Below are 23,775 nucleotides of genomic sequence, written 5' to 3'. Positions count from 1 at the left end.
GGCTAGCGGTGCCGGTCCTGAACGGCCTCGATGTGCTCGGCGACGGCCACCACGATCACGCGCGTGTCCGGCACGGTCGCCCGCCAGCGGTGCCGGACGCCGCCCGTGAGGTACAGCGTGTCGCCGCGGCCCAGGCGGTAGGCGCGGCCCTCCGCCTCGATCTCGACGGCGCCGTCCGCGACGTACATCAACTGGTCGTTGCGGTACTGGATTTCACGGCCCGCCTCGTGGTCGCCGACGAACTCCGAGGCGTGCATCTGGTGGTGACCGCGTACCAGGGACCGCACCTGCGGGGTCGGGCCCGGCTCGGCGGTGTCGGCGCGCACCACGTCGACGCTGCACGCCGGGTCGGCGGCGGCGAGGAGTTCGACGGCCGTGGTGCGCAGGGCGTCGGCGACCTTCTCCAGGGAGGTCTGGCTGGGCCGTGCGCGGTCGTTCTCGACCTGGCTCAGGAACGGGACCGACAGGCCGCTGCGCTCGGCCACGACGGCGAGGGTGAGCTCCAGGGCGCGACGGCGGCGCCGCACGGCCGCGCCCACCCGAAGGGGCTGCTCTTTGTGGTCGCCCATCGCTCCGGCTCCCTCCTTCGCTCGTCGGTCGGTCCTCGTACGCCGCTGTCCGGGCGCACTCCTTTCTGATGAGTTCTCTGCACCCTACGCATGTTCGGCAAACCGTTTCATGCGCCCGTCACATCACCGTCACCCAGCGTGGCCCGCGACCTCACAGTTCGCGCCACCGGATCAGCCTCCCGGCGGTCCCGGCCGCGGACTCCTCCTTCGGGGCGAACGGCCTGAACAGCGGGCCGGAAACCTCCTCGGCCGTGGGTCGCGCCAATTTGCCCGCGACCCTGACCATCGATCAGTACGAGCCTCTCGCTGTTCGGTTCAATGCGCGAGCGGCGCCCGATGTTCCCACCGCGCGGCCCCAGCCGACCAGGTGGTCGGGCGCCGCGCAAGTGGGGGTGCGTTCCGCGAAGTTGATGTCCGGGTTCTGGTGGTGGCGTAGCGCTGCGTGGTTGTCCGGATCCTTTTCGTACGGACGGTGCATCGGGAGGTGGCCGCAATGCCACGAGGGGTGGGCGCAGCCGTACACACCCGCGCGTGTGTACGCCGCTGCCCACCCCTCACCCCGGCGGCCGGGCCGGTCAGGTCACCCGGCCGCCTGGCTCTGCCCCTCGCCCACCGGAGCCCACTCGTCGACCAGCCCGGGGTACTGCTTGAGCCAGGTGCGCACGGCGTCCTGCTCCTTGCCCTTGCCGGCCTTCTGGATCTGCGCCTCCAGACCGGTGAGCTGCCCCTCCGTCATGGAGAAGTTCCGCAGCCACTCACCGACCTCGGGGTTGTCCTCGGCGAAGCCCTTGCGGGAGAGCGTGTGCACACCGTCGCCCTTGCCCCAGGCGCCCTTGGGGTCCTTGAGCTTCTTCAGGTCGTAGTCGCTGTACGCCCAGTGCGGCGACCAGAGCGTGACGACGATCGGCTGCTTCTTGGCGTACGCCCGCTTGAGCTCGGCGAGCATCGCGGGCGTGGAGCCGTCCACGACCTGGTACGAGTTCTCCAGCCCGTACTCCTTGAGCACCTTGTCCTTGAGCATGCCCATCATTCCGGCGCTCGGCTCGATGCCGACGATCTTGCCGTCGAGGTCGGAGGCGTGGTTCTTCAGGTCCTCCAGGGAGTTCACGTCCTCCATGTACGACGGGACGGTCAGCTCCAGGGAGGTCGGGCCGTACCACGAGCCGAGGTCGTCGAGCTGCGCGCCGTACTTCTTCCAGTACTCGGCGTGCGTGGTCGGCAGCCAGGAGTCGGTCTGGAAGTCGATCTGGCCGGTGGCGAGGCCGGTGTAGAGCGGGCCGGCGGCGTACTGCGTGGTGGTGACGTCGAAGCCGCGCTGCTCCAGGATCTCCTTCCACAGGTACGTCGAGGCGATGCCCTCGTCCCAGGGGATGTAGCCGAGCTTGATCTCCTTGCCCTTGCCGACGTTGGTGGCGGAGGCCTCGGCGGTGCCCGTGGACGAGCCGAAGACGCCCATGCCGCCCGCGACCAGGGCCAGGACGACCGCGCCGACGACCGCGACGACCGGGCGGGGACGGTAGTTCCACACCCGGCGTGCGCCCGCGGCGCGGGCCCGGGCGGCGGCGCGGCGGCCGAGCGGGGAGATCTGCTCGCCGAGGGCGCCGGTGATGCGGTCCAGGTAGATGGCGAGGACGACGATGCCGAGGCCCGCCTCGAAGCCGAGGCCGATGTCGAGCTGGCCGATCGCCTCGTTGACGGCGCCGCCGAGACCGCCGGTGCCGACCATGCCGGCGATGACGACCATCGACAGGCCGAGCATGATGACCTGGTTGATGCCCGCCATGATGGTCGGCAGGGCGAGCGGCAGCTGCACGCGCAGCAGGGTGTCGCGCGGCGTGGTGCCGAACGCCTCGGCGGCCTCGACGAGTTCGGCGTCGACCTGACGGATGCCCAGCTCGGTCATCCGGACGCCGGGCGCGAGCGCGAAGATCAGCGTGGCGATCACACCGGCCGGGACGCCCATGCCGAAGAACAGGATCGCCGGGATCAGCAGGACCATCGACGGCATCGTCTGGAGCAGGTCCAGGACCGGCCGGACGAGCGCGCTGACGGTCTTGGAGCGGGCGGCCCAGATGCCCAGCGGGATGGAGATCACCAGGGCGATCACGGTCGCGACGATCACCAGGGACAGGGTCGACATCGCCCGGTCCCACAGATCGAGCGAGTCGATCAGGGCGAAACCGGCGAAGGCCAGGACACCGCCCAGCAGGCCGCGCAGCCACCAGGCGAGCACCGCGAGGATGCCGGCCAGGAGCAGCGGCTCGGGGGCGGTGAGGACGTCGCTGATGCCGTTGTACATGCCCTCGACGACGGCCTTGACCGCGTCGAAGAGCCAGGAGAGGTGGTTGACGAGCCAGTCGACGCCGGAGTCGACCCAGTCGCCCAGTCGCAGCCTAGGCATGGGCGATCACCTTCCCGTCCGGGTTGTCGCAGGGCGCGGGGTCGGCCGTCTCCTCGCCGAGGAAGCCGACCAGGCGCTGGCGCGGCACGACGCCGACGACCCGGTTGTCCTCGTCCACGACCGAGACGCGGTGCGACAGCCGGGCGCTGATCGCGCACAGCTCCGTGAACGGCGTCTCACGGGTGGCGGTCTCGCAGGCGCACAGCGGGGCCTCGGCGGTGACCGAGGTGTCCATGAGGGCGCTTGCGGTCAGCACGCGGGAGCGGTCGACGTCCTGGATGAAGGAGGCGACGTAGTCGTTCGCCGGGCGCAGGAGGATGTCCTCCGCCGTTCCGGTCTGGACGATGCGTCCGTCGCGCATGACGGCGATCCGGTCGCCCAGGCGCATGGCCTCGTTCAGGTCGTGGGTGATGAAGACGATGGTCTTCTTCAGGGTGCGCTGCAGCTCCAGCAGCTGGTCCTGCATGTCACGGCGGATCAGCGGGTCGAGCGCGCTGAAGGACTCGTCCATCAGGAGCAGGTCGGCGTCGGTGGCGAGGGCACGGGCGAGGCCCACGCGCTGCTGCATGCCGCCGGACAGCTCGTCGGGCCAGGACTTCTCCCAGCCGGCCAGTCCGCACAGGGCCAGCGCCTCGCCGGCGCGCTTCTCGCGCTCGGCGCGGGGCACGCCCTGCACGGCCAGACCATAGGCGGCGTTCTCCAGGACGCTGCGGTGCGGGAACAGTGCGAAGTGCTGGAAGACCATGCTGATCTTCTTGGCGCGGACCTCACGCAGCTCGCGGTCGGAGAGTGCGGTCAGGTCCTGGCCGTCGAAGCGGACGTGACCCGCGGTCGGCTCCAGGAGTCCGTTGAGCATGCGCAGCAGGGTGGACTTGCCGGATCCGGACAGGCCCATGACGACGAAGATCTGGCCCGGTTCCACGGTGAAGGAGGCGTCGATCACGGCGGCGGTGGTGCCGTCGGCGCGCAGTTCCTCCCGGTCTGCTCCCTGGCGGAGCCGGTCGACAGCCTCGTCCGGTCGTCTGCCGAACACTTTGTAAAGACGTTCGGCCTCAAGCCTGGATGACACGGGTACCTCTTGTCTCGACGGCAAATGAACAGAGCGACGGGCGCAAGGTTGAATGCGCAAGCGACGCCGCTCCGAAGCCGCGCCTGCCCTGGTTCGCCGAGCACAAACGCGCAAGTGGTCCAGTCCACACCGCATGCGCAGACCGCAACTCGTTGCGCAGCGTAAGGCCGCTGTCAGTGCCGTACGGCATGATGCGGGACGTGACCGGACGACTGATGCTCCTCGACACCGCCTCGCTCTACTTCCGCGCCTACTTCGGCGTCCCGGACTCCGTGAAGGCCCCGGACGGCACTCCGGTGAACGCCGTGCGCGGACTGCTCGACTTCATCGACCGGCTGGTCCGCGACCACCACCCCGAGCATCTGGTGGCCTGCATGGACGCCGACTGGCGCCCGAAGTGGCGGGTCGAGCTGATCCCGTCGTACAAGGCGCACCGGGTCGCCGAGGAGCACGAGGTCGGGCCGGACGAGGAGGAGGTGCCGGACACGCTGTCGCCGCAGGTGCCGGTCATCGAGGCGGTCCTCGACGCGCTGGGCATCGCGCGCGTGGGGGTCGAGGGGTACGAGGCGGACGACGTCATCGGCACCTTCACCGCGCGGGCCACGGGCCCGGTCGACATCGTCACCGGCGACCGGGACCTGTACCAGCTGGTGGACGACGCACGCGGCGTGCGGGTGCTGTACCCGCTGAAGGGCGTGGGCACCCTGCAGCTCACGGACGAGGCGTGGCTGCGCGAGAAGTACGGCGTCGACGGCAGTGGGTACGCGGATCTGGCCCTGCTGCGCGGCGACCCCAGCGACGGCCTGCCGGGGGTGCCGGGCATCGGCGAGAAGACGGCCGCGAAGCTGCTCGCGGAGTTCGGCGACCTGGCCGGGATCCTGGCCGCCGTCGACGACCGCACGGCGAAGCTGACGCCGACCCAGCGCAAGCGGCTGGACGAGGCGCGGCCCTACCTGGCGGTGGCGCCGACGGTCGTCCGGGTGGCGCCCGACGTGCCGCTGCCGGACGTCGACACGACCCTGCCGCGAACGCCGCGCGACCCGGCGGCGCTGGAGGCGTTGTCGGGGCGCTGGGGGCTCGGCGGCGCGCTGCAGCGCTTGCTCACCACACTCGAAGCGTGACAATTCCGGCGACTCGCCTCCTACACTTGAACACCGGCGAGACGCACTTGAACAGCTAAGAGGCATCGGCGGGGCGGAAGTGCTAGCTTAGGTAAGCCTAAGTTACTCGGATCAGGGAGGCCGCCATGGCAGAACGTCCGGCCCGCCAGCCGCGCAGGGCTCACTCCGCTCAGGTCGTCCGCACCGAGCGGCTGACCCCGCACATGCAGCGCGTGGTGCTCGGCGGCGACGGCCTCGCCGAGTTCACGGCGGGCACCTGCACCGACCACTATGTGAAGCTGCTGTTCCCCCCGGCCGAGGGCGTGATCTACCCGGAGCCCTTCGATGTGCAGCGGATCCGCGAGGAGTTCCCGCGCGACCAGTGGCCGGTCACCCGGACGTACACCGTGCGCGCCTGGGACCCCGAACTGCGCGAGCTCACCCTGGACTTCGTGCTGCACGGCGACGAGGGCCTGGCCGGCCCCTGGGCGATGCGCGCCCAGCCGGGAGACACCCTGCGCTTCATGGGCCCGGGCGGCGCCTACGCCCCCGACGCGAGCGCCGACTGGCATCTGCTCGTCGGTGACGAGAGCGCGCTGCCCGCGATCGCGACCGCCCTGGAGTCGCTGCCCGACGGCGCCGAGGTCCGGGCCTTCGTGGAGGTCGCCGGGGCCGAGGAGGAGCAGAAGATCGACTCCGACGCGGAGGTCGTCTGGCTGCACCGTGGCGACCGGCCCGTCGGTGAGGCGCTGGTCGAGGCGGTCCGCGCGCTTCGGTTCCCCGAGGGCCGGGTGCACGCGTTCGTGCACGGCGAGGCGGCGTTCGTGAAGGAGCTGCGCGCGCTGCTGCGCGTGGAGCGCCAGCTCCCGCGCGAGGACCTGTCCATCTCCGGCTACTGGCGGCTCGGCCACAACGAGGACGGCTGGCAGGCGTCCAAGCGGGAGTGGAACGCCCGGATCGAGGCGGAGCAGGAGACCGGGGCGACGGCCGCGGAGCAGGAGACCGGGGCGACGGCCGCGGAGCAGGAGACCGGGGCGACGGCCGCGTAGCCGTATCCGGGGTGTCCCGGGCTTTTCGGGCCGCCACCCGTATCCGCGGTGTCCCGGGCTTCCGGACCGTTCGTGCGACTGGGTGACCTGCGTTTCCCCACGGTGCGGCGCGTCGTTGTGCCGAGCATGATCAAGAAACTCGCTTGTGTCTCCGTCCTGGCCACCGCCCTGCTGGCGTCGGCGCCTGCCGCTCAGGCCCTCCCTCTCCCCGACCCGGCCGCGCCGGTGCCGGGGGGCCGTCTCCTGAGCGGCCTCCTCGGCTCGCTGGAGATCGGCCACCCGGTCACCTCCCTCAACACACTCCTGCCCGAAGGCCTCGCTGCCGAGGAAGGGCCCCGCACCGCGTAGTACCGCCACGGCGGACAAACCGGCGCAGGCCCCCGCAGCCGCCCCCGCGTGAGCGCTTACGCTGGACGGCGATGAGACGCAGGACCCGGATTCCGCCCTCCCCGTTGCCGCAGCGTGACGGGGTCGATCCGGTGCGGGTGCGGCTGCCCTTCCAGGGGACGTGGACGACGGTGCGGGAACATCTGGTGGATCGGCTGACCGGGGCCGGCGCCGGAGTCGTCGACGGGATGTTCGAGGCGGGGCAGGTCGTCGGGGCCGACGGGACGGCGGTGGCGCCGGACGCGGCCTATGTGCCGGGGATGTTCGTGTGGTTCCACCGGGAGCTGCCCGACGAGGTGCCGGTGCCGTTCCCGCTGGAGGTCGTGCACCGCGACGAGCACATCGTCGTCGTCGACAAGCCGCACTTCCTGGCCACCACCCCGCGCGGCAGCCATGTCACCCAGACCGCCCTCGCCCGGCTCCGCCGCGAGCTGGGCATTCCCACGCTGAGCGCCGCGCACCGGCTGGACCGGCTCACCGCCGGGCTGGTGCTGTTCACGGTGCGGCCCGAGGAGCGGGGCGCGTACCAGACGCTGTTCCGGGACCGGCGGGTACACAAGGTGTACGAGGCGGTCGCGCCGTACGACCCGGCGCTCGCCCTGCCCCGGACCGTGCGCAGCCGGATCGTGAAGGAGCGCGGGACGCTGACCGCCCGCGAGGTCGAGGGCAAGCCGAACGCGGTGAGCCGCATCGAGCTGATCGAGCACCGCGCGGACCTGGCCCGGTACCGGCTGGTGCCCGGCACCGGACAGACCCATCAACTACGGGTGCACATGAACGCGCTGGGCGTGCCCATCCTCGGCGATCCGCTGTATCCGGTGGTGACCGGCCCCGTGCCGGCCGGTGACTTCCGGCGCCCGCTGCAACTGCTGGCGCGGGAGCTGGAGTTCACCGACCCGGTCACGGGGCTGGCGCATGTCTTCCGTAGTGGGCGGAGGCTGACGGCCTGGTCCCGGGATCCGGAGTGGGCCGGTCAGTAACCCCGCCACCAGCGCAGGAACCGCTTCCAGGCGCTCGGCCTGCGGGTGCCGCCCGCTTCGGCGTCGGGCTGCCGGGGCGCCTCGGGGCCGGTGCCCCGCTGTTCGGGCGAGGGCGAGGGCGAGGGCGAGGGCGTGGCCGTGGCCTCGGGGGCGGGCGCCGGCTCGGGTGCCGTGGTGCTGAGCTGCCAGGTGCCGCGCTGCCGGGGCACCGGCTGGAGGCCGGGCTTCTCCATCACGTCCTGCGGCGGCTTGGGGCCGAACCGCACGGGCAGCTCCACCAGGTGGCGTGAGGAGATCGACTCGGACCAGCTCAGGTCCTCCTCGTCGCAGTCGAGTTCGACGTCCGGCAGCCTCATCAGCAGCGCGTCCACACCGATGTCGGCGATGGCACGGCCGATGTCCTGACCGGGGCACTCGTGCGGCCCGCCGCCGAAGGCGAGGTGGGAGCGGTTGCCCTGCATGTTGGCGGTCAGGTCGGGCCGTACCTTCGGGTCGACGTTGCCCGGCGCGGGCGCGAACAGCAGCCCGTCCCCCTTGCGGATCCGCTGCCCGCCCAGCTCCGTCTCCTGCTTGGCGAAGTAGGCGAAGACCGCGCTGAACGGCGGCTCGTCCCACAGGGACTGCTCGACCGCCTCGGGCACGGTCATCTGGCCGCCGTTGAGCTGGGCCCGGAAGCGCGGGTCGGTGAGGACCGTGCGCAGCACGTTGGCGAGGAGGTTGGCGGTGGCCTCGTAGGCGGCGATGAGCACGACCCGCAGGTGTTCGCGGACCTCGTCGTCGGTGAGGCCGGCCGGGTGGGTGACGAGGTGGCTGGTGAAGTCGTCCTCGGGCTGGGCGCGGCGCTGGGCGGCGAGCCGTCCGAGGGCGTCCACGATGTACTGGTTGCTGGCGATCGCGGTCTCGGTGCCCTTGAGCATGTCGCGGGCGGCGTGCACGATCCGGTCGCCGTACTCGTCGGGCATGCCGAGGATCTCGCACATCACGGCCATCGGCAGGTGGTCGGCGTACTGGCTGACGAGGTCGGCCTCGCCCGCCTCGCAGAACCGGTTGACGAGGATCTGGGTGTAGCGGGTGATGTGCCGGCGCAGGCTGCGGAAGTCGATGGTGGTCACGGCTCCGGTGACCGCGCCGCGCAGCCTGAGGTGCTCGTCGCCCTCGGCGTGCGAGCAGATGGGCTGCCAGGCGATGTGCGGCATGAGGGGGTGGTCGGGCTTGACCATGCCCTCCTGCAGCGGGCTCCAGGTGCGGCTGTCCCGGGTGAACTGCGCGGGCGAGCGGACCATGTGCAGGTTCTCGGCGTGGCCGAGGACCACCCACATCGGTACGTCGTCGTGGAGCAGCACGGGCGCGACGGCACCGTGCTCGGTACGCAGTTTCTCGTACAGGGCGCCCAGGTCCTGTGCGTCGGGGCCGTAGAGCCGGTGCAGTCCGCCGGGGCCGACGTCGTTGTGGGCGGGGCAGCCGGGGGGCGGGCTGATGGAGAGGTCGTCCGTGCCGGTCGTGGAGTGGGATTCAGGCGTCACAGCAAGTCGCTTTCGGGAACTGTGGGGGGAACCGTTGTCTGGGCAGTGGGACTGCGGCGGTACGGGCGGGTCAGGTGAGCTGGCCCGTCATGGCGAGGGAGTGCAGGAAACGCATCAGCGTCATGAGGACCTCCTTGCTGGAGGCGCGGCGGCGGGCGTCGCACTCCAGGATCGGGATCTCCTCGGACAGGTCGAGCGCCGTGCGCAGGTCGGGGATCGGGTAACGGGGGCCGTCCGGAAAGGTGTTGACGGCGACCACGAAGGGCACGCCGCACTCCTCCAGCCGGCCCATGACGTCGAAGCTGACCTCCAGCCGCCGGGTGTCGACCAGGACCACCGCGCCCAGCGCGCCCTCGAACAGCCCGTTCCACAGGAACCAGAAGCGTTCCTGGCCGGGCGTGCCGAAGAGGTACAGCACGAGCTGGTCGGTGATGCTGATGCGGCCGAAGTCCATCGCCACGGTGGTGGCGGTCTTGGAGTCGGAGCCGTAGTTGTCGTCGACACCGACGCCGGCCTGCGTCATGGTCTCCTCGGTGGTCAGCGGTTTGATCTCGCTGACCGAGCCGACCATGGTGGTCTTGCCGACCCCGAAGCCGCCCACGATGACGATCTTCACCGCGGCCTGTGCCGTGTGCGGCAGATGGTCCTCGGTGCGTGGGCCCGGGATGGTGTCAGAGCTTTTGAAGTCCATGCATCACCGCTTCGAGGATGGAACGGTCCGGGAGCGCCTGGCGGACGACTGGGGCGCGTGCCTGCACGAGTTCGGCCGTCAGCATCTCGGTGAGCAGGACGGTGATCACGCTGAACGGCAGACTGAGGTAGGCCGACAACTCGGCCACGGAGAGCGGGGCGGCACACAGCCGGAGTACCGCCGCCTGTTCCGGGCTGGTGGACGGCTTGGGCTCGGCGCGCGCCACGACTAACGTGACCAGGTCGAGCTCCGCGCGGTCCCCGTCCGCCTCACCGATCACGAACAGGCGCTCGGGGTTGGAGGGCTTGCCGTCCTTGCCCTGCGTGCCGTCCGTGCTGTCGTTGCCCGCGCCGCCCTCCTGGGGAGCCGGCTGCGGCTGGGGTGGTGGCTCCGGCCTGGCGGAGCGCCGTTTGCGTTGCGGAGGAGTCATACGGCCTTCCCGTTGCGCCTCGGCGGACTGGTCAGGTGGGGACCGATCCGGTCGACGAGGTCGCGCATCTGGGCGCTCATCAGGCCCGGTTCGGCGACGATGTTGGAGAGCACCGCGAGATAGGCGTTGGGCCCCGCGGCCATCAGGTAGAAGTAGCCGCCGTTGACCTCGATGAGGATCATCCGCATCTGGCCGTCGCTGGTCGGGATCTCGTCGGCCACGGCGCTCGCCAGGCTCTGCAGTCCGGCGCAGGCCGCGGCGACCCGGTCGGCGGTGTCCGGATCGCCGCCGTGGCGGGCGATGCGCAGTCCGTCGGCGGAGAGCACCACGATCATCTGGATGCCAGGTACGCCCTTGGCGAGGTCCTGGAGCATCCAGTCGAAGTTCGCTCGGTACGCCATCAGTTGGGGTCCCTCTCGTCGTCGGCCTGGGCACGGGCCGGCTCGTTGGTCGGCTGGGTGGACGAGGTCGGCTTCGGTCGCTTGAGCCCCTCCATGAACGCCTCGACCCACATTCCGGGCGGGGGCTGGTCCTTGTTCTCGGCCTTGGGTTCGGGGGCGCCCCAGACGGACCGGGGTTCACGCCCCTCCCGTTCGGCGGCCTCCTTCTCGGCGCGTTCGGCGGCGTACTGCTCGCGGATCCGCTGGCTGAGCGGGGTCTTCACGCGGCTGCGGCGCTGCGGCAGGCCGTTCGCGGTCCACTCGGTGACGACCGGGACGTCGTCCTCCGGGGAGACCGAGGCGGGGATCTTCGGGCTGGTCGGACGGCGCCGCTTCGGCGGGCGCTTGGGGCCCTCCAGCGCGTCGGGCGAGACGGTCGGCACAGAGGTGGCGCCGATGCCGTGCGCGAGTCCGACACCGGGCTCGTCGGTCAGCATGTTGCTCGGCACGATGACCACGGCCCGGACCCCGCCGTACGCCGAGGAGCGCAGCGCGACCTGCATGTTGTACGCCCGGCACAGGCGGCCCACGACGGCGAGGCCGAGGCGCGGGGCGTCTCCGAGGTCCTGGAGGTCGACGCCGGCCTTGGCGCGCTCCAGCATGCCCTCGATCCGGGCGCGGGCCTCCTCGCTGAAGCTGACGCCGGCGTCCTCGATCTCGATGGCGACGCCGGTCTGCACCTGGACCGCGGTGACGTGCACCTTGGTGCTCGGCGGCGAGTAGCGGGTGGCGTTGTCGAAGAGTTCGGCGCAGGCGTGGATGACCGGCTCGACGTAGATGCCCTTGACACTGATGCGGGCGATGTTGTCGAGCTTGATGCGCCGGTACTCCAGGATCCGCGACATGGCGCCGCGCAGCGTGCTGTACAGCGACACCGGCAGGGGCCACTGACGGCCGGGGCGGCCGCCGCCGAGGACGGAGATGGAGTCGGCGAGGCGGCCGATCAGCGCGTTGCCGTGGTCGATGCGCAGCAGGTCGTCGAAGACCTCGGGGTTGCGGCCGTGGTCCTCCTCCATCTCCCGCAGTTCGTTGGCCTGTTGGTGGACGATCGCCTGGACGCGCCGGGCGATGGTGACGAAGGAGCGCGCGGCGGAGTCGCGCAGGGCTTCCTCGTGGTCCACGATGCGCATCAGCTTCTTCAGCAGCTGGCGCTGGGGGTCGGGCATGTCCCGGAAGGCTGGATCGACCAGGCTCAGCTGGCGGATCACCTCCACGGCGGAAACACCGCCGGCCATCCGTCGCAGCGCGGTGGGCACGATCTCCTCGCCGAAGCGGACCCAGTCCTCGTGATGGGCGGCGATGCGCCCCTCCAGATACGCGCTGTGACGGGCGTGCTCGGCCTGCGCGCCCCGCAGCGCACGGCCGCGGCGCACCGCCTCGGCCGCGGCGGCGATCACCAGGAGCGTGGCGACGGCACCGCACAGGCCGACCGCGGTCCGGGCCGAGGGCGCCACCAGGGCGACGGCGGTTCCGGTCGCCGCGGCCATCAGTATCGCCGGGAGCAACAGCACGCGCGCATAGGGAAGTTCACGGCGTGCGGGTGGGGATTGAACACTCACCATGTGGGCCCTCTGAAAGCAGTCGGCGGGGAGTCGGGGGAGCTTGCGGGGGTATACGTCATGGGACTGTTGGGATCATCAGGATTTTTGGGAACAGGCGCACGAATACACCGCAACTCGGTGCGCTGCGGGCGAGCTTAGTCCGACCGGATCATCGCCGTGTCATATTCAGCAACCGCCTGAAACGCCCCCCGTAACAGGAGTACGCTCGACCCCATTTACACGCAGAGATCACATTCGAACACAGCGCGTGACGACATACGGGCATACGAAAACGACTCACCGTGATGAGTGAAATGGACGGTCAGATCTGAATCGCCGGAGCGGCAACGCCGGTTAGGGGCGCGGGGCTGTGTCGATATGCGGCTCCGCCGCGTGGGCGCGACCAGCCACAGCCACGCCCGCACCGCCCGACAAGATCACCCCACTGACGAGTAGGCGACAACCCCCCGCAGCAACCCGTCAACGGCCTTCCGCGCGTTCTTCACAACGCTCGACCCCTCAGGCGCCGCAGCCGCAATCTGCCCCAGCACGTCAATGACCTGCTTGCACCACCGCACAAAGTCCCCCGCCGGCATCTCCGCCTCGCGCAGCACCTCGTCGAGCCCCTTGCCCGAGGCCCACATGTACGCGGCCCAGGCAAACCCGAGATCGGGCTCCCGCTGCCCAACCCCCTCGGTCTGCGTGATCCGGAACTCCTCCTCCAGGGCGTCCAGCCGCCCCCAGATCCGCACCATCTCACCGAGCGCGGCCTTCGCCTTGCCCGACGGCAGCTTCGGCGCCAGCGCGTCGTCACCGACCCGCGCCTCGAACACCAACGCCGAGACACACGCCGCGAGTTCCGCCGGCGCCAGCCCTTCCCAGACACCCGCGCGCAGACACTCGCTGGCCAGCAGATCCAACTCGCCGTACAGCCGCGCCAGCCGCTTGCCGTGCTCGGTGACCTCGTCGTCGCGCAGATAGTCCAGCTCGGTCAGCAGGGCGACGATCCGGTCGAACGTACGGGCAATCGTGTTCGTACGCCCCTCGATCCGCCGCTCCAGCTGCGAGGTGTCCCGCATCAGCCGGTGGTACCGCTCGGCCCAACGGGCGTGGTCCTCACGGTCGTTGCACCCATGGCAGGGATGCGCGCGGAGCGCCTTGCGCAGCCGGGCGATCTCGCGGTCGTCGGCCGCCTCGGAGCGCCGCTTGCGCTGCCGCTCGGGCGCGATGTGCCCGGCCTTGCTGCGCAGCGCCGACGCCAGGTCCCGCCGTGACTGCGGCGAGCGCGGATTGAAGGACTTGGGGATCCGCATCCGCTCCAGCGCCTCCACCGGCACCGGGAAGTCGATCGACGCCAGCCGCTTGACCTGCCGCTCCGCGGTCAGCACCAGCGGCCGCGGCCCGTCGTGCTGCTCGAACCCCCGGTGCCCGTTGGACCGCCCGGCCGGCAGCCCCGGATCCAGCACCAGCGCCAGCCCGGCGTACTTCCCGGTCGGCACATGGATGACGTCGCCGGGTCGCAGCCTCTCCAGTGCGACAGCGGCCTCGGCCCGCCGCTGTGCCGCCCCCTGCCGGGCCAACTCGGTCTCGCGGTCCTTCAGTTCGCGTCGCAGCCGCGCGTACTCCTCGAAGTCCCCGAGGTGGCAGGTCATGGACTCCTTGTAACCGGCGAGCCCCTCCTCGTTGCGCTGGACCTGGCGCGAGATCCCCACGACCGACTTGTCGGCCTGGAACTGCGCGAACGAGGTCTCCAGCAGCTCCCGCGACCGATGCCGCCCGAACTGCGCGACCAGGTTGACCGCCATGTTGTACGACGGCTTGAAGCTGGACCGCAGCGGGTACGTCCGCGTCCCGGCCAGTCCCGCCAGGTGCTCGGGGTTCATCCCCCGCTGCCACAGCACCACGGCGTGACCCTCGACGTCGATGCCGCGCCGCCCCGCCCGCCCCGTCAACTGCGTGTACTCGCCCGGGGTGATGTCGGCGTGCTGCTCGCCGTTCCACTTGACGAGCTTCTCCAGCACCACCGACCGGGCGGGCATGTTGATGCCCAGGGCCAGCGTCTCGGTGGCGAAGACCGCCTTCACCAGACCCCGGACGAACAGCTCCTCGACGACCTCCTTGAAGGTCGGCAGCATGCCCGCGTGGTGGGCGGCGATTCCGCGCTCCAGGCCCTCCAGCCACTCGTAGTACCCGAGCACGTGCAGGTCCTCGGTGGGGATCGAGGCCGTGCGCTCCTCCACGAGCGCGCGGACCCGCTCCCGGGCCTCCTCGTCGTTCAGCCGCAGCCCGGCGTACAGGCACTGCTGCACGGCGGCCTCGCAGGCGGCCCGGCTGAAGATGAACGTGATCGCGGGCAGCAGGCCTTCCGCGTCCAGCCGTTCTATGACCTCGGGCCGGCTCGGCGTCCACACCCGCGACCGCTGCCGCCGCTCCCGCTCCCGGTCGGCCTCGCGCATCGCGCGGCCTCGTCTGCGGTCCTGGTACGACGGTCGGCTGGCCTCCATGCGGGCCATGCGCGTCAGGTCGGGGTTGACGGCCTTCCGGTGGCCCTCGCCCTCCTCGAACAGGTCGTACATCCGGCGCCCGGCGAGCACATGCTGGAACAGCGGCACGGGCCGGTGCTCGGCGACGATCACCTCTGTGTCGCCGCGGACGGTGTCGAGCCAGTCGCCGAACTCCTCGGCGTTGGACACGGTCGCCGACAGTGACACCAGGGTCACCGACTCGGGCAGGTGGATGATCACTTCCTCCCACACGGCGCCGCGGAAGCGGTCGGAGAGGTAGTGCACCTCGTCCATGACCACATGGCCGAGGCCGAGGAGGGTCTGCGAGCCCGCGTACAGCATGTTCCGCAGCACCTCGGTGGTCATCACGACCACCGGGGCGTCGGAGTTGACGCTGTTGTCGCCGGTGAGCAGGCCGACCTTCGCGGTGCCGTAGCGCCGGCACAGGTCGTTGTACTTCTGGTTGGACAGCGCCTTGATGGGTGTCGTGTAGAAGCACTTCCTGCCCTGTTGCAGGGCGAGGTGGACGGCGAACTCGCCCACGATCGTCTTGCCGGAGCCGGTGGGCGCCGCGACCAGCACGCCCTTCCCGGCCTCGAGCGCCTCGCAGGCCTCGATCTGGAAGGGGTCGAGGCCGAAGTCGTACATCTCGCGGAAGGACGCGAGCGCGGTGGCCTGCTCGGCGGCGCGCTGACGCGCCGCCACGTACCGCTCGGCCGGTGAGAGGTCCTCAGTCATCGTGCTTTCGAGCGTACCGGGCCGCACTGACAACAGGACGATCATTATCCGGATCCGCTGCTGTGAATCCGGCGATACCCGCAGCTCAGCGGCCCACGACCCGCACCGCTCCGGGCACGCATCGCACGCTCACCGGCAGCGGCCCGAGCGGCTCCCCGTCGGCGTATCCGGTGATGCCGTCCGCCGCGATCTCGACCCGCGCCGCCCGGTGCACGGTGACCTTGGGATGGTCCACGTGTCGGCCCCGGTACACCGTCGGGAACACCCGCAGCAGGGTCGTACGGCTGCAGTCGCCGACCACCGTGATGTCGAACAGCCCGTCGGTGAGGTCGGCGCCCGGGCATATGCGCATGCCGCCGCCGTACGACGATCCGTTGCCGACCGCCACGAGGGTCGCCTCGATCTCCCTGACCTCGCCTCCGTCCAACGTGATCCGGTACGGGAACGGGCGGAACGCGGCCAGTTCGGCGATCATCGCCAGGTCGTACTTGAAACGGCCGGACGGCCATCGCATCCGGTTGCCCCGGTCGTTGACGCGCGAGTCGAAGCCGGAGGCGAGGACCGTGCCGAACCAGCGGTCGCCGACCCGGCCGAGGTCGATGGCTCGCACCCCGTCGCCCTTCAGCCCCTCCGCGATCAACCGGCCCGCCCGCGCCGGGTCGTGCACGGGCAGGCCGAGGGCGCGGGCGAAGTCGTTGCCGGTGCCGACGGCGACCAGGCCGAGCGGGGTGTCCGTACCGGCGACCGCCTGGAGGGCGAGATGGGCGATGCCGTCCCCGCCGACGGCGACGAGCGCTCCGGTGCCCTCGGCGACGGCGGCGCGGGCACGTGCCAGTGCGTCATCGGGGTCCCGCCCGACGACCGTGCGGACGGAGAATCCGGCCGCCCGCAACGCCGAAGCGGCCGGCTGCGCCCCGTGGGCGCCCCATTTCTGGCTCGTTCGCCTACGGGGCGCCTCAGCCGGTGTCGAGAGCCCGACCGTGCTCAGCCCTTCGGGCCTGCGCGCGCTCGGCCTCTCGACACCGGCGCGCCCCTTCGGCTCTCTCGCGCGGCCGCGGCCCGCGGTGGGGTTGACGAAGAGGGTGATCTCGCTGGTCACGCGAGCGACCCTACGAGTTGCCCGGCGATCTTGGGATCACGCGGCGATAACCGTTGCCTCAGGTCACGTCGTCGTACCCGTTGACCCGGTCCTTGCCCGACTGCTCGGGCAGGGCGCGGCTCGCGCTGACGGCCTCCACCTCGCCGATGTCCTCCGGGGTGAGGTCCAGCTCGGAGGCCTCGTCGTCGTCGGGGCCCAGGGCCTCACGGCGGCGCCTGCGCCGGTCGTTGACGAGGGAGACGGCCACCGCGCCGAAGTACAGGATCCAGATCGGTCCGGCCAGCGCCAGCATGGTCAGCGGGTCGGTGCTGGGCGTGGCGATCGCCGCGAACACCGTGATGCCCATGATCATCGCCCGCCACCAGCCGAGCATCCGCCTGCCCGAGATGGCGCCGGTGAAGTTGAGCATGACCAGCAGCAGCGGCAGCTCGAAGGAGAGGCCGAAGACGATCACCATGCGGGTGACCAGGTCGAGCAGGTCGTCGAGCGGCAGCAGGTTGTCGACACCGAACGGCGTGAACTCGATCAGCACGTTCGCCGTGGTGGGCAGCACCCGGTAGGCGAAGTAGGCACCGCCGAGGAAGAGCGGGAAGCCGGTGGCGACGAACGCGTAGGCGTACTTCTTCTCGTGCCTGTGCAGACCGGGGGCGACGAAGGCCCACAGCTGGTAGAGCCAGACCGGCGAGGCCAGCACGACGCCGGCCATCAGGGAGACCCTCAGCGCCAGCGTGAACGGCGCGAGCAGACCGTTGATCGTGATCTGGGCGCACGGCTCGGTGTTCCGGGCGTTGTCGGCGGACGCGCGGGCCAGCTCTTCGAACGACTGCGAGCAACCGACCGAATCGAGGATCGGCTCGGTGAAGAAGTTGATGATGTCGTTGTAGAAGAAGGCGGCGACGATCGTGACCAGGACGATCGCCAGCAGGGCCTTCGCGAGCCGGTTGCGGAGCTCACGAAGGTGTTCCGCGAGGGGCATCCGCCCCTCGGGATCCTTCTCCTGCTTGCGGGCAGACTTCAGCAACCCACGTTCCCATCTCGTGCGGCGGGCCGGGAGTCACCGGCCCTGCGTCAGCGCTTGGTCGTGTCCGTCGGCTCGTTGACCGGGCGGGAGCTGGACACGTCGCCGGGCGCGGCCTGGATGATGCGCTGACCGGGGGCCTGCTGCTCGTCGGTGTGCGGCGGGTCGGCAGGGGCGGAGGACTTGTTGTCGTCCTTCATCGCCTTCGCCTCGCTCTTGAGGATGCGCGCGGACTTGCCGAGCGAGCGGGCCATGTCCGGAAGCTTCTTCGCGCCGAACAGCAGGATGATGACGACGAGGATGAGAATGATCTCGGGGGCTCCGAGCCTTCCGAACATAAGTCTTTACCTTCTCACCGAGGCGGGTGGCTGGGGTGCTGTCCGACCGGTCGGACAAGTGTCCGAACGACCGTGCTGGCAGCGATCGTAGCGCTCAGGGGTGAACGCGAGGCAATCCCCGTGCGTACTCCCGGTCCACGGCCCGGGCCTCGTTTTCCGGGCCGCGACCAGCAGCGTACCTTCCGCATGGGGGAAGTTGACAGGGCGAAGCGACCCAAAGGCGCACCAAGCGCAGGAATCACAGGGCGGCCCAGGACGGCTCACAGGGCGTCCACGGACCGGGCCGTGCTCACCGCCGCCCGCTCCAGATCCTCCGCGGCCCGGTTGATGCGGCGCGCGGACTCCGACACCTGCCTGCTGAGGCGCTGAGCCTCCACGAACACCCGGACGGCGAGCACCCCGAGAACCACGATCCCCAGGAAACCCACAGCTACCGCGAACATCGGCCAGAACATGCCTCTGAGCCTAGGCCCTGCGGGGTGGCTCGTACGCACAGGGTGAGCGGCGGGGCCGAGCGGCTGGCCGGTCGGGCTACAGCGTGGAGTGCAGCCGCAGGGTGCGCACCCCGCCCCCGGTGAGCAGCTCGACGATCCGCTCGCCGGCCGGCTTGCGGACGGACGCGCCGCACTCGGGGCAGGTGAAGGAGTAGAAGGTCGTACGGCTCGTGGCGCCGATGGCCAGGCGCAGGGCGCTCGCGGCGAGCTCGAAGCGGCCACGGCAGTCCGGGCAGCCCGCCTTGAACACCACGGGGGTCACGCTTCTCATCCCCGCGAACGCGGACGCCACCGTCATCTCCCGCACCCCGGACGCCGACTCGCTCACAGTCCCTGCTCCTGCCTGTCGTGTCCCGTGTGGCCCGGGGGAAGGGTCCCGGGAGTCTCCGCCTCGATCCCGTCGTACGCCGCCAGCGCCTCACGGGCCGCCTGCCGGGCGCTGTCGGCCAGCTCCCGTGGGGCGACGATCCGCCCGTCCCGGCCGAGGCGCAGGGCGAGGCGGCGCAGCGACGCCGGGTCGGGCGTGCGCAGGGTGATACGGAGCCCGCCGTCGGCGAGCTCATCCGCGCTGTCGTGCGGGTAGTACTCGGCGACCCAGCGGCCGCCGGGGCCGACCTCGACCACGACCTCCGGGTCCTCGGCCGCGGGCTGCACCAGCCCCTCGGACAGGTCCCGCAGCTCGATCTCGGGCGGGGCGGACGGCTCGTCGAGGACCCGGATCTCGGCGACCCGGTCCAGGCGGAAGGTGCGGCGCGCCTCGGAGCGGTAGCACCAGCCCTCGACGTAGGTGTGGCCGACGCTGACCAGGCGGATCGGGTCGACCTCGCGCTCGGTGACCTCGTCGCGGGCCGGTGAGTAGTAGCGGATCCACAGTCGGCGGCGCTCCGAGATCGCCCGGTCGACGTCGGCGAAGACGCCGCCCTCGGACTCGAAGGTCACCGACAGCCGGGAGCTGGCGCCGGCCTGCTCACCGGCGGCGGCCTCCACCTTGGCGGTGGCCCGCAGCAGCGCCTGCCGGTCGCTCTCGCGCAGCCCCGGCAGCGTGGCCACGGCCCGCGCGGCCACCAGCAGCGCGGTGGCCTCGTCGGCGGCCAGCCGCAGCGGCTCGGCCGCTTCCGCCCCGAGGGCGGCGGGGTTGTGCCACCAGATGCGCTCGCCGTCGGTGTCGATGTCGAGCAGATCGCCGCCGCGGAAGCTCGTGCCGCACATGGGCAGCACATCGAGGTCGGAGACCAGCTCGTCCTCGGTGATGCCGAAGGCGCGGGCGACGTCCTCGACCCTGGCTCCGGGGCGCTCCTTCAGATACGTGACCAGGGAGAGCATCCGCCGGGTCTGGTCGATGGCGTTCGTGGGCCTGATCGGTTTGCCGGCCACTGTCTTCTTCCGCTCCCCCTCAGCCCTTGGCCACGGCACGCAGCCGGTCCACCACGTCGGCCCGCAGCTCGGCGGGCTCCAGGACCACCACGTCCGGCCCGAACTCCACCAGCCAGGCGTCCAGCCCGTGGCCGTACGGAATCTCCAACTCGTCCCAACCGTCGCCGAGTTCCCGCACCGCCGTGGCCTTCGCCCGCAGGGGGTACCCGGCGCCGGAGCGCAGCCGGATCCGGGCGCTGCGGTCGGCAATCTCGCCGGCCCAGCCGGCGACGGTCTCGCGCACGGTGACGACGTCCGGGACGGGCGCGGTGTACCGGCCGCTGCGGCTGCGCACCCTGCCGGTGATCCGGGACAGCCGGAAGACCCGCTCGGCCCCGCGGTCCCGGTCCCAGCCCGCGAGGTACCAGTGGCCGCGCCAGCACTCCAGGGCCCACGGCTCCACCTGGCGGGTCTCGGGGTGGGCGGCGGTGGCCTTGCGGTACTCGAACGCGACCGGGCGGCGGTCGCGGCAGGCCAGCATCAGCGGCTCGAACGCGGCCTCGTGCACCGGGATGCGCGGCTCCAGGGCGCCGTGCGCCTCGTACGGGTCGACGTCCTCGGGGAGTCCGGCGGCGCGCAGCTTCTGCAGGGCTCCGCTGGCCGCGCCGGCGAGCCGCGCCTGCTGCCAGACCTTGGCGGCCAGGCCCAGAGCGGCGGCCTCCTCGGCGTCGAGGGTGATGGGCGGCAGCCGGTTGCTGTCGCGGCGGGCGAGGTAGCCGACCTCGCCGTCGAGGTTCTCGACGGTCTCGATGACCAGGCCCAGCTCGCGCAGGTCGTCCTTGTCCCGCTCGAACATCCGGTTGAAGGAGTCGTCGCTGCCCGCTTCGAGATAGGCCTCGATGGACTCTCGAAGCTCGCGCTTGCTGAGCGGCCGCCGTGTTCCCAGCAGACACAGCGCCAGGTTCATCAGCCGCTCGGCCTTGGCAATGGCCATCGACGCCCTTCGCCTTCCCTATGGTGCTTCCGACCGATGACCGTACCGGTCCGGAGGGCCGTGGCAAAAGCCGAGGGCCCATGCCCGAACAGGCATGGGCCCAAGGTGATCGGCTCCGGTCGGTCCTGCTCAGACGCCGAGCAGGTCGACCACGAAGATCAGGGTCTCGCCGGGCTTGATCGCCGGGGTCGGGCTCTGGTTGCCGTAGGCCAGGTGGGCGGGGATGGTCAGCTGGCGGCGGCCGCCGACCTTCATGCCCTGCACGCCCTGGTCCCAGCCCGCGATGACACGGCCGGCGCCCAGCGGGAAGCGGAACGGCGTGCCGCGGTTCCAGCTGGCGTCGAACTCCTCGCCCGTGCTGAAGGCGACACCGACGTAGTGCACGGTGACCGTCTGGCCGGCCTGCGCCACGGGGCCGTCGCCTTCCCAGATCTCCTTGATCTCGAGGTCCGCCGGGGGCTCGCCGCCCGGGAAGTCGATCTCGGGCTTGTCGATGCTCACGTCTTCAGCTCCTGCTTGTCTGTGGAATGGCGAACACGCACAGTCTTACATTCCCGAAGGATCACATCTTCGCCAGGATGTCGACCGAGAAGACCAGCGTGGAGTCCTTCTCGATGCCGCTGCCCTGCGGCGGGTTGTCCCCGTACCCCAGCTTCGGCGGGATGACGATCAGGACGCGGCTGCCGACCTTCTTGCCGGTCAGGCCCTGCGCCCAGCCCTTGACGACCTGCTGGAGGGAGAAGGAGGTCAGCGCCTTGCGGCTGTACGACGAGTCGAACTCCTTGCCGGTGTCCCAGAGCACGCCCTTGTACTGCACGAGCACGGTGCTCTCGGCGGCGACCTCCTCGCCGTCGCCCTCGATGACGTAGTTCGCCACCAGCTCGGTCGGCGCGTCGGCCTTGGGGACCTCGATGGAGGGCGCCTTGCCGTCGGTGTTGGTGCCGACCTTGGGCAGGTCCACGTTGTCCTGCGCGACGTCGGTGCCCTTGGCGGAGCTGCTCGCGTTGTAGCTGCCCTCGATGTCGACGACGAAGACGAGCGTGTCGGTGCCCTTGATGCCCGCCTGGGGGTTGCCCTGTTCGCCGTAACCCAAGGTGGGCGGCACGGCCATCTGGACGCGGCTGCCGGCCTTCTTGCCGGTCAGCGCGTAGCGCCAGCCGTCGATGATGCTGCCCTGGGCGAGCTGGATGATCAGCGGGGTCTTGCGGTCGTAGGAGTTGTCGAAGACCTTCGCGCTGTCCCAGATCTGGCCGAGGTAGTTGGCCACGACGTAGTCGTTCTCCGCGACCGTACGGCCGCCGCCCGCGATCAGGGTCTTCACGGCGAGGTCCGTCGACGGCGTGCCGCTGCCCTTGGCCACCGTGGGCTTCTCGCCGAACTTCGCGCCCGCGGTGATCGCCGGCAGCGGGCCGTCGACGATCTTCGGCGTCGGCGCGGCGGAGGTCGCCGGGTCCGAGGGCGACGCGGTGTCGCTGGCCTTGCCGGAGTCGGACCCTTCGTCGCCGCAGGCGGCAAGCGTGACCAGTCCAGCGGGAACGGCGATGAGAAGTGAGCGTCGGCGCACGGTGGGGGCCTCGTAATCGGTCGATCTTGCTTGATGGCGTGCGCGCAACTCTACGGTGTGAGAAGGGCGCCGTACGAGAAACGTACGGCGCCCGTGTGGCGTTCCGCTGTACCGCGAACGCGTGGCTCACATACCGGCGATCAGCTTCTCCACCCGGTCGTCCACCGCACGGAACGGGTCCTTGCACAACACCGTGCGCTGAGCCTGGTCATTGAGCTTGAGGTGGACCCAGTCGACGGTGAAGTCCCGGCGCTGTTCCTGCGCCCGCCGGATGAAGTCGCCGCGCAGCCGGGCCCGAGTGGTCTGCGGCGGAACCGACTTGCCCTCGAAGATCTTCAAGTCGTTGCAGATCCGGGCGGCTTGGCCCTTTTTCTCCAGCAGGTAGTACAGACCACGACGGCGGTGGATGTCGTGGTAGGCGAGGTCTATCTGGGCGACCCGCGGATGCGACATGGTCATGTTGTGCTTCGCCCGGTACCGCTCGAGGAGCTTGTACTTCATGACCCAGTCGATCTCGGTGTCGATCCGGTCCAGGTCCTCGGCCTCGATCGCCTCGAGCGTACGGCCCCACAGCTCCAGCACCTGCTCGACGATGCCCGTGCGGATGCCGCGCCGCTCGCAGAAGTCGACGGCCTTCTCGTAGTACTCGCGCTGCACCTCCAGCGCCGAGGCCTCCCGGCCGCTGGCCAGGCGCACCTTGCGCCGGCCCGTTATGTCGTGGCTGACCTCGCGGATCGCCCGGATCGGGTTCTCCAGGGTGAGGTCGCGCATCACCGTGCCCGCCTCGATCATGCGCAGCACCAGGTCGGTGGCGCCGACCTTGAGCAGCATGGTCGTCTCGGACATGTTGGAGTCGCCCACGATGACGTGGAGGCGACGGTAGCGCTCGGCGTCGGCGTGCGGTTCGTCGCGTGTGTTGATGATGGGCCGGGAGCGGGTCGTCGCCGAGGAGACGCCCTCCCAGATGTGCTCGGCCCGCTGGCTGACGCAGTACACGGCACCGCGCGGGGTCTGCAGCACCTTGCCGGCGCCGCACAGCAGCTGCCGGGTGACGAGGAACGGAATGAGGATGTCCGCGAGGCGGGAGAACTCCCCGTGCCGGGCCACCAGATAGTTCTCGTGGCAGCCGTAGGAGTTGCCGGCGGAGTCGGTGTTGTTCTTGAAGAGGTAGACGTCGCCCGCGATTCCCTCCTCGTGCAGGCGTCGTTCGGCGTCCACCAGCAGTCCTTCGAGAATGCGCTCGCCGGCCTTGTCGTGGGTGACGAGTTCGATCACGTTGTCACATTCGGGTGTCGCGTATTCCGGATGCGAGCCCACGTCGAGATAGAGGCGGGCGCCGTTCCGCAGAAACACATTGCTGCTGCGGCCCCATGACACGACACGGCGGAAGAGGTACCGCGCCACCTCGTCAGGCGACAGACGGCGCTGTCCCCTGAACGTGCACGTGACGCCGTACTCGTTCTCCAGCCCGAAAATGCGGCGGTCCATGACTG

General features: G+C 70.6%; 23 protein-coding genes. 4 read left to right on the top strand and 19 right to left on the bottom strand.

Going from position 1 to position 23,775, the window contains the following annotated elements:
• Positions 1-2: 2 nt before the first annotated feature.
• The 3 genes from I2W78_RS33320 to I2W78_RS33310 form a co-directional block, all read right to left on the bottom strand.
• Positions 3-569 (bottom strand): helix-turn-helix domain-containing protein, encoded by a 567-nt coding sequence (locus I2W78_RS33320; RefSeq protein ID WP_196463964.1) that lies wholly within the window; start codon positions 567-569, stop codon positions 3-5.
• Positions 570-1,149: 580 nt separating this feature from the next.
• Entirely contained in the window at positions 1,150-2,970 is a 1,821-nt protein-coding gene (locus tag I2W78_RS33315; protein WP_196463963.1) for an ABC transporter permease/substrate binding protein, read from the bottom strand.
• Positions 2,963-4,039 carry a quaternary amine ABC transporter ATP-binding protein gene (locus I2W78_RS33310; RefSeq protein WP_196463962.1) on the bottom strand — a complete coding sequence of 359 codons (1,077 nt, stop codon included), beginning with the start codon at positions 4,037-4,039 and terminating at the stop codon, positions 2,963-2,965. Before I2W78_RS33310 ends, I2W78_RS33315 begins: the two co-directional genes overlap by 8 nt.
• A 176-nt stretch (positions 4,040-4,215) precedes the next feature.
• Here I2W78_RS33310 and I2W78_RS33305 point away from each other — a divergent pair, with 176 nt between their 5' ends.
• The 4 genes from I2W78_RS33305 to I2W78_RS33290 all read left to right on the top strand — a co-directional run bounded on the left by I2W78_RS33305 (position 4,216) and on the right by I2W78_RS33290 (position 7,555).
• Positions 4,216-5,160, top strand: a complete 945-nt coding sequence (locus I2W78_RS33305; RefSeq protein WP_196464811.1) for a 5'-3' exonuclease — start codon at positions 4,216-4,218, stop codon at positions 5,158-5,160.
• Positions 5,161-5,285: 125 nt separating this feature from the next.
• On the top strand, positions 5,286-6,188 hold the full coding sequence (locus I2W78_RS33300) for a siderophore-interacting protein (RefSeq protein WP_196463961.1): 903 nt from the start codon (positions 5,286-5,288) through the stop codon (positions 6,186-6,188).
• Positions 6,189-6,314: 126 nt separating this feature from the next.
• A complete protein-coding gene (locus I2W78_RS33295; RefSeq protein ID WP_196463960.1) occupies positions 6,315-6,536 on the top strand; it encodes a hypothetical protein in 222 nt (73 codons plus the stop codon).
• Positions 6,537-6,607: 71 nt separating this feature from the next.
• Positions 6,608-7,555 carry an RluA family pseudouridine synthase gene (locus I2W78_RS33290; protein ID WP_196463959.1) on the top strand — a complete coding sequence of 316 codons (948 nt, stop codon included), beginning with the start codon at positions 6,608-6,610 and terminating at the stop codon, positions 7,553-7,555.
• Here I2W78_RS33290 and I2W78_RS33285 read toward each other — a convergent pair.
• The 16 genes from I2W78_RS33285 to pafA form a co-directional block, all read right to left on the bottom strand.
• Positions 7,549-9,078: a cytochrome P450 gene (locus I2W78_RS33285; protein ID WP_196463958.1), complete on the bottom strand. Its 1,530-nt coding sequence runs from the start codon at positions 9,076-9,078 to the stop codon at positions 7,549-7,551. The two genes, I2W78_RS33290 and I2W78_RS33285, sit on opposite strands and share 7 nt — an antisense overlap.
• 70 nt (positions 9,079-9,148) lie before the next feature.
• Complete coding sequence (locus tag I2W78_RS33280) at positions 9,149-9,769, bottom strand: GTP-binding protein (RefSeq protein ID WP_196463957.1); 621 nt, start codon at positions 9,767-9,769, stop codon at positions 9,149-9,151.
• Entirely contained in the window at positions 9,750-10,199 is a 450-nt protein-coding gene (locus tag I2W78_RS33275; RefSeq protein WP_196463956.1) for a DUF742 domain-containing protein, read from the bottom strand. Before I2W78_RS33275 ends, I2W78_RS33280 begins: the two co-directional genes overlap by 20 nt.
• Positions 10,196-10,603 (bottom strand): roadblock/LC7 domain-containing protein, encoded by a 408-nt coding sequence (locus tag I2W78_RS33270; protein ID WP_141309447.1) that lies wholly within the window; start codon positions 10,601-10,603, stop codon positions 10,196-10,198. The genes I2W78_RS33275 and I2W78_RS33270 overlap by 4 nt, the downstream gene beginning before the upstream one ends.
• Positions 10,600-12,201, bottom strand: coding sequence for a sensor histidine kinase (locus I2W78_RS33265; RefSeq protein ID WP_196463955.1), 1,602 nt, complete (start codon positions 12,199-12,201; stop codon positions 10,600-10,602). The genes I2W78_RS33270 and I2W78_RS33265 overlap by 4 nt, the downstream gene beginning before the upstream one ends.
• A 416-nt stretch (positions 12,202-12,617) precedes the next feature.
• Positions 12,618-15,467: a DEAD/DEAH box helicase gene (locus tag I2W78_RS33260; protein WP_196463954.1), complete on the bottom strand. Its 2,850-nt coding sequence runs from the start codon at positions 15,465-15,467 to the stop codon at positions 12,618-12,620.
• A 40-nt stretch (positions 15,468-15,507) separates the two neighbouring features.
• Positions 15,508-16,521 (bottom strand): diacylglycerol kinase, encoded by a 1,014-nt coding sequence (locus I2W78_RS33255; RefSeq protein ID WP_307783897.1) that lies wholly within the window; start codon positions 16,519-16,521, stop codon positions 15,508-15,510.
• 58 nt (positions 16,522-16,579) lie between these two features.
• Positions 16,580-17,542: a twin-arginine translocase subunit TatC gene (tatC, locus tag I2W78_RS33250; protein WP_196463953.1), complete on the bottom strand. Its 963-nt coding sequence runs from the start codon at positions 17,540-17,542 to the stop codon at positions 16,580-16,582.
• Positions 17,543-17,589: 47 nt separating this feature from the next.
• The gene (gene tatA, locus I2W78_RS33245; RefSeq protein WP_196463952.1) at positions 17,590-17,877 is read right to left on the bottom strand and encodes a Sec-independent protein translocase subunit TatA; all 288 of its coding nucleotides are present in this window, start codon (positions 17,875-17,877) and stop codon (positions 17,590-17,592) included.
• Between the two features lie 260 nt (positions 17,878-18,137).
• Positions 18,138-18,332: a hypothetical protein gene (locus I2W78_RS33240; protein ID WP_196463951.1), complete on the bottom strand. Its 195-nt coding sequence runs from the start codon at positions 18,330-18,332 to the stop codon at positions 18,138-18,140.
• A 76-nt stretch (positions 18,333-18,408) separates the two neighbouring features.
• Complete coding sequence (locus I2W78_RS33235; protein WP_196463950.1) at positions 18,409-18,699, bottom strand: hypothetical protein; 291 nt, start codon at positions 18,697-18,699, stop codon at positions 18,409-18,411.
• Positions 18,696-19,745 carry a helix-turn-helix transcriptional regulator gene (locus I2W78_RS33230; protein ID WP_196463949.1) on the bottom strand — a complete coding sequence of 350 codons (1,050 nt, stop codon included), beginning with the start codon at positions 19,743-19,745 and terminating at the stop codon, positions 18,696-18,698. Before I2W78_RS33230 ends, I2W78_RS33235 begins: the two co-directional genes overlap by 4 nt.
• A 19-nt stretch (positions 19,746-19,764) precedes the next feature.
• Positions 19,765-20,718 (bottom strand): helix-turn-helix transcriptional regulator, encoded by a 954-nt coding sequence (locus I2W78_RS33225; protein ID WP_196463948.1) that lies wholly within the window; start codon positions 20,716-20,718, stop codon positions 19,765-19,767.
• Positions 20,719-20,847: 129 nt separating this feature from the next.
• The gene (locus tag I2W78_RS33220) at positions 20,848-21,219 is read right to left on the bottom strand and encodes an FKBP-type peptidyl-prolyl cis-trans isomerase (RefSeq protein ID WP_196463947.1); all 372 of its coding nucleotides are present in this window, start codon (positions 21,217-21,219) and stop codon (positions 20,848-20,850) included.
• A gap of 61 nt (positions 21,220-21,280) precedes the next feature.
• Complete coding sequence (locus I2W78_RS33215; RefSeq protein ID WP_196463946.1) at positions 21,281-22,282, bottom strand: FKBP-type peptidyl-prolyl cis-trans isomerase; 1,002 nt, start codon at positions 22,280-22,282, stop codon at positions 21,281-21,283.
• Between the two features lie 126 nt (positions 22,283-22,408).
• Positions 22,409-23,770, bottom strand: coding sequence for a Pup--protein ligase (gene pafA / locus I2W78_RS33210; RefSeq protein WP_196463945.1), 1,362 nt, complete (start codon positions 23,768-23,770; stop codon positions 22,409-22,411).
• Positions 23,771-23,775: the final 5 nt, after the last annotated feature.

It is taken from the genome of Streptomyces spinoverrucosus, from assembly GCF_015712165.1.
GTDB lineage: Bacteria > Actinomycetota > Actinomycetes > Streptomycetales > Streptomycetaceae > Streptomyces > Streptomyces spinoverrucosus_A.
Note: the sequence above shows the minus strand (reverse complement) of the source record. Positions and strands in the feature narration are given on the sequence as shown.

What these genes read in the sequence shown, in the direction of transcription:
- I2W78_RS33320 (WP_196463964.1), bottom strand. Translation starts at nt 569, where the DNA reads ATGGGCGACCACAAAGAGCAGCCCCTTCGGGTGGGCGCGGCCGTGCGG.
- I2W78_RS33315 (WP_196463963.1), bottom strand. Translation starts at nt 2,970, where the DNA reads ATGCCTAGGCTGCGACTGGGCGACTGGGTCGACTCCGGCGTCGACTGG.
- I2W78_RS33300 (WP_196463961.1), top strand. Translation starts at nt 5,286, where the DNA reads ATGGCAGAACGTCCGGCCCGCCAGCCGCGCAGGGCTCACTCCGCTCAG.
- I2W78_RS33295 (WP_196463960.1), top strand. Translation starts at nt 6,315, where the DNA reads ATGATCAAGAAACTCGCTTGTGTCTCCGTCCTGGCCACCGCCCTGCTG.
- I2W78_RS33290 (WP_196463959.1), top strand. Translation starts at nt 6,608, where the DNA reads ATGAGACGCAGGACCCGGATTCCGCCCTCCCCGTTGCCGCAGCGTGAC.
- I2W78_RS33280 (WP_196463957.1), bottom strand. Translation starts at nt 9,769, where the DNA reads ATGGACTTCAAAAGCTCTGACACCATCCCGGGCCCACGCACCGAGGAC.
- I2W78_RS33275 (WP_196463956.1), bottom strand. Translation starts at nt 10,199, where the DNA reads ATGACTCCTCCGCAACGCAAACGGCGCTCCGCCAGGCCGGAGCCACCA.
- I2W78_RS33265 (WP_196463955.1), bottom strand. Translation starts at nt 12,201, where the DNA reads ATGGTGAGTGTTCAATCCCCACCCGCACGCCGTGAACTTCCCTATGCG.
- I2W78_RS33260 (WP_196463954.1), bottom strand. Translation starts at nt 15,467, where the DNA reads ATGATCGTCCTGTTGTCAGTGCGGCCCGGTACGCTCGAAAGCACGATG.
- tatA (WP_196463952.1), bottom strand. Translation starts at nt 17,877, where the DNA reads ATGTTCGGAAGGCTCGGAGCCCCCGAGATCATTCTCATCCTCGTCGTC.
- I2W78_RS33240 (WP_196463951.1), bottom strand. Translation starts at nt 18,332, where the DNA reads ATGTTCTGGCCGATGTTCGCGGTAGCTGTGGGTTTCCTGGGGATCGTG.
- I2W78_RS33225 (WP_196463948.1), bottom strand. Translation starts at nt 20,718, where the DNA reads ATGGCCATTGCCAAGGCCGAGCGGCTGATGAACCTGGCGCTGTGTCTG.
- pafA (WP_196463945.1), bottom strand. Translation starts at nt 23,770, where the DNA reads ATGGACCGCCGCATTTTCGGGCTGGAGAACGAGTACGGCGTCACGTGC.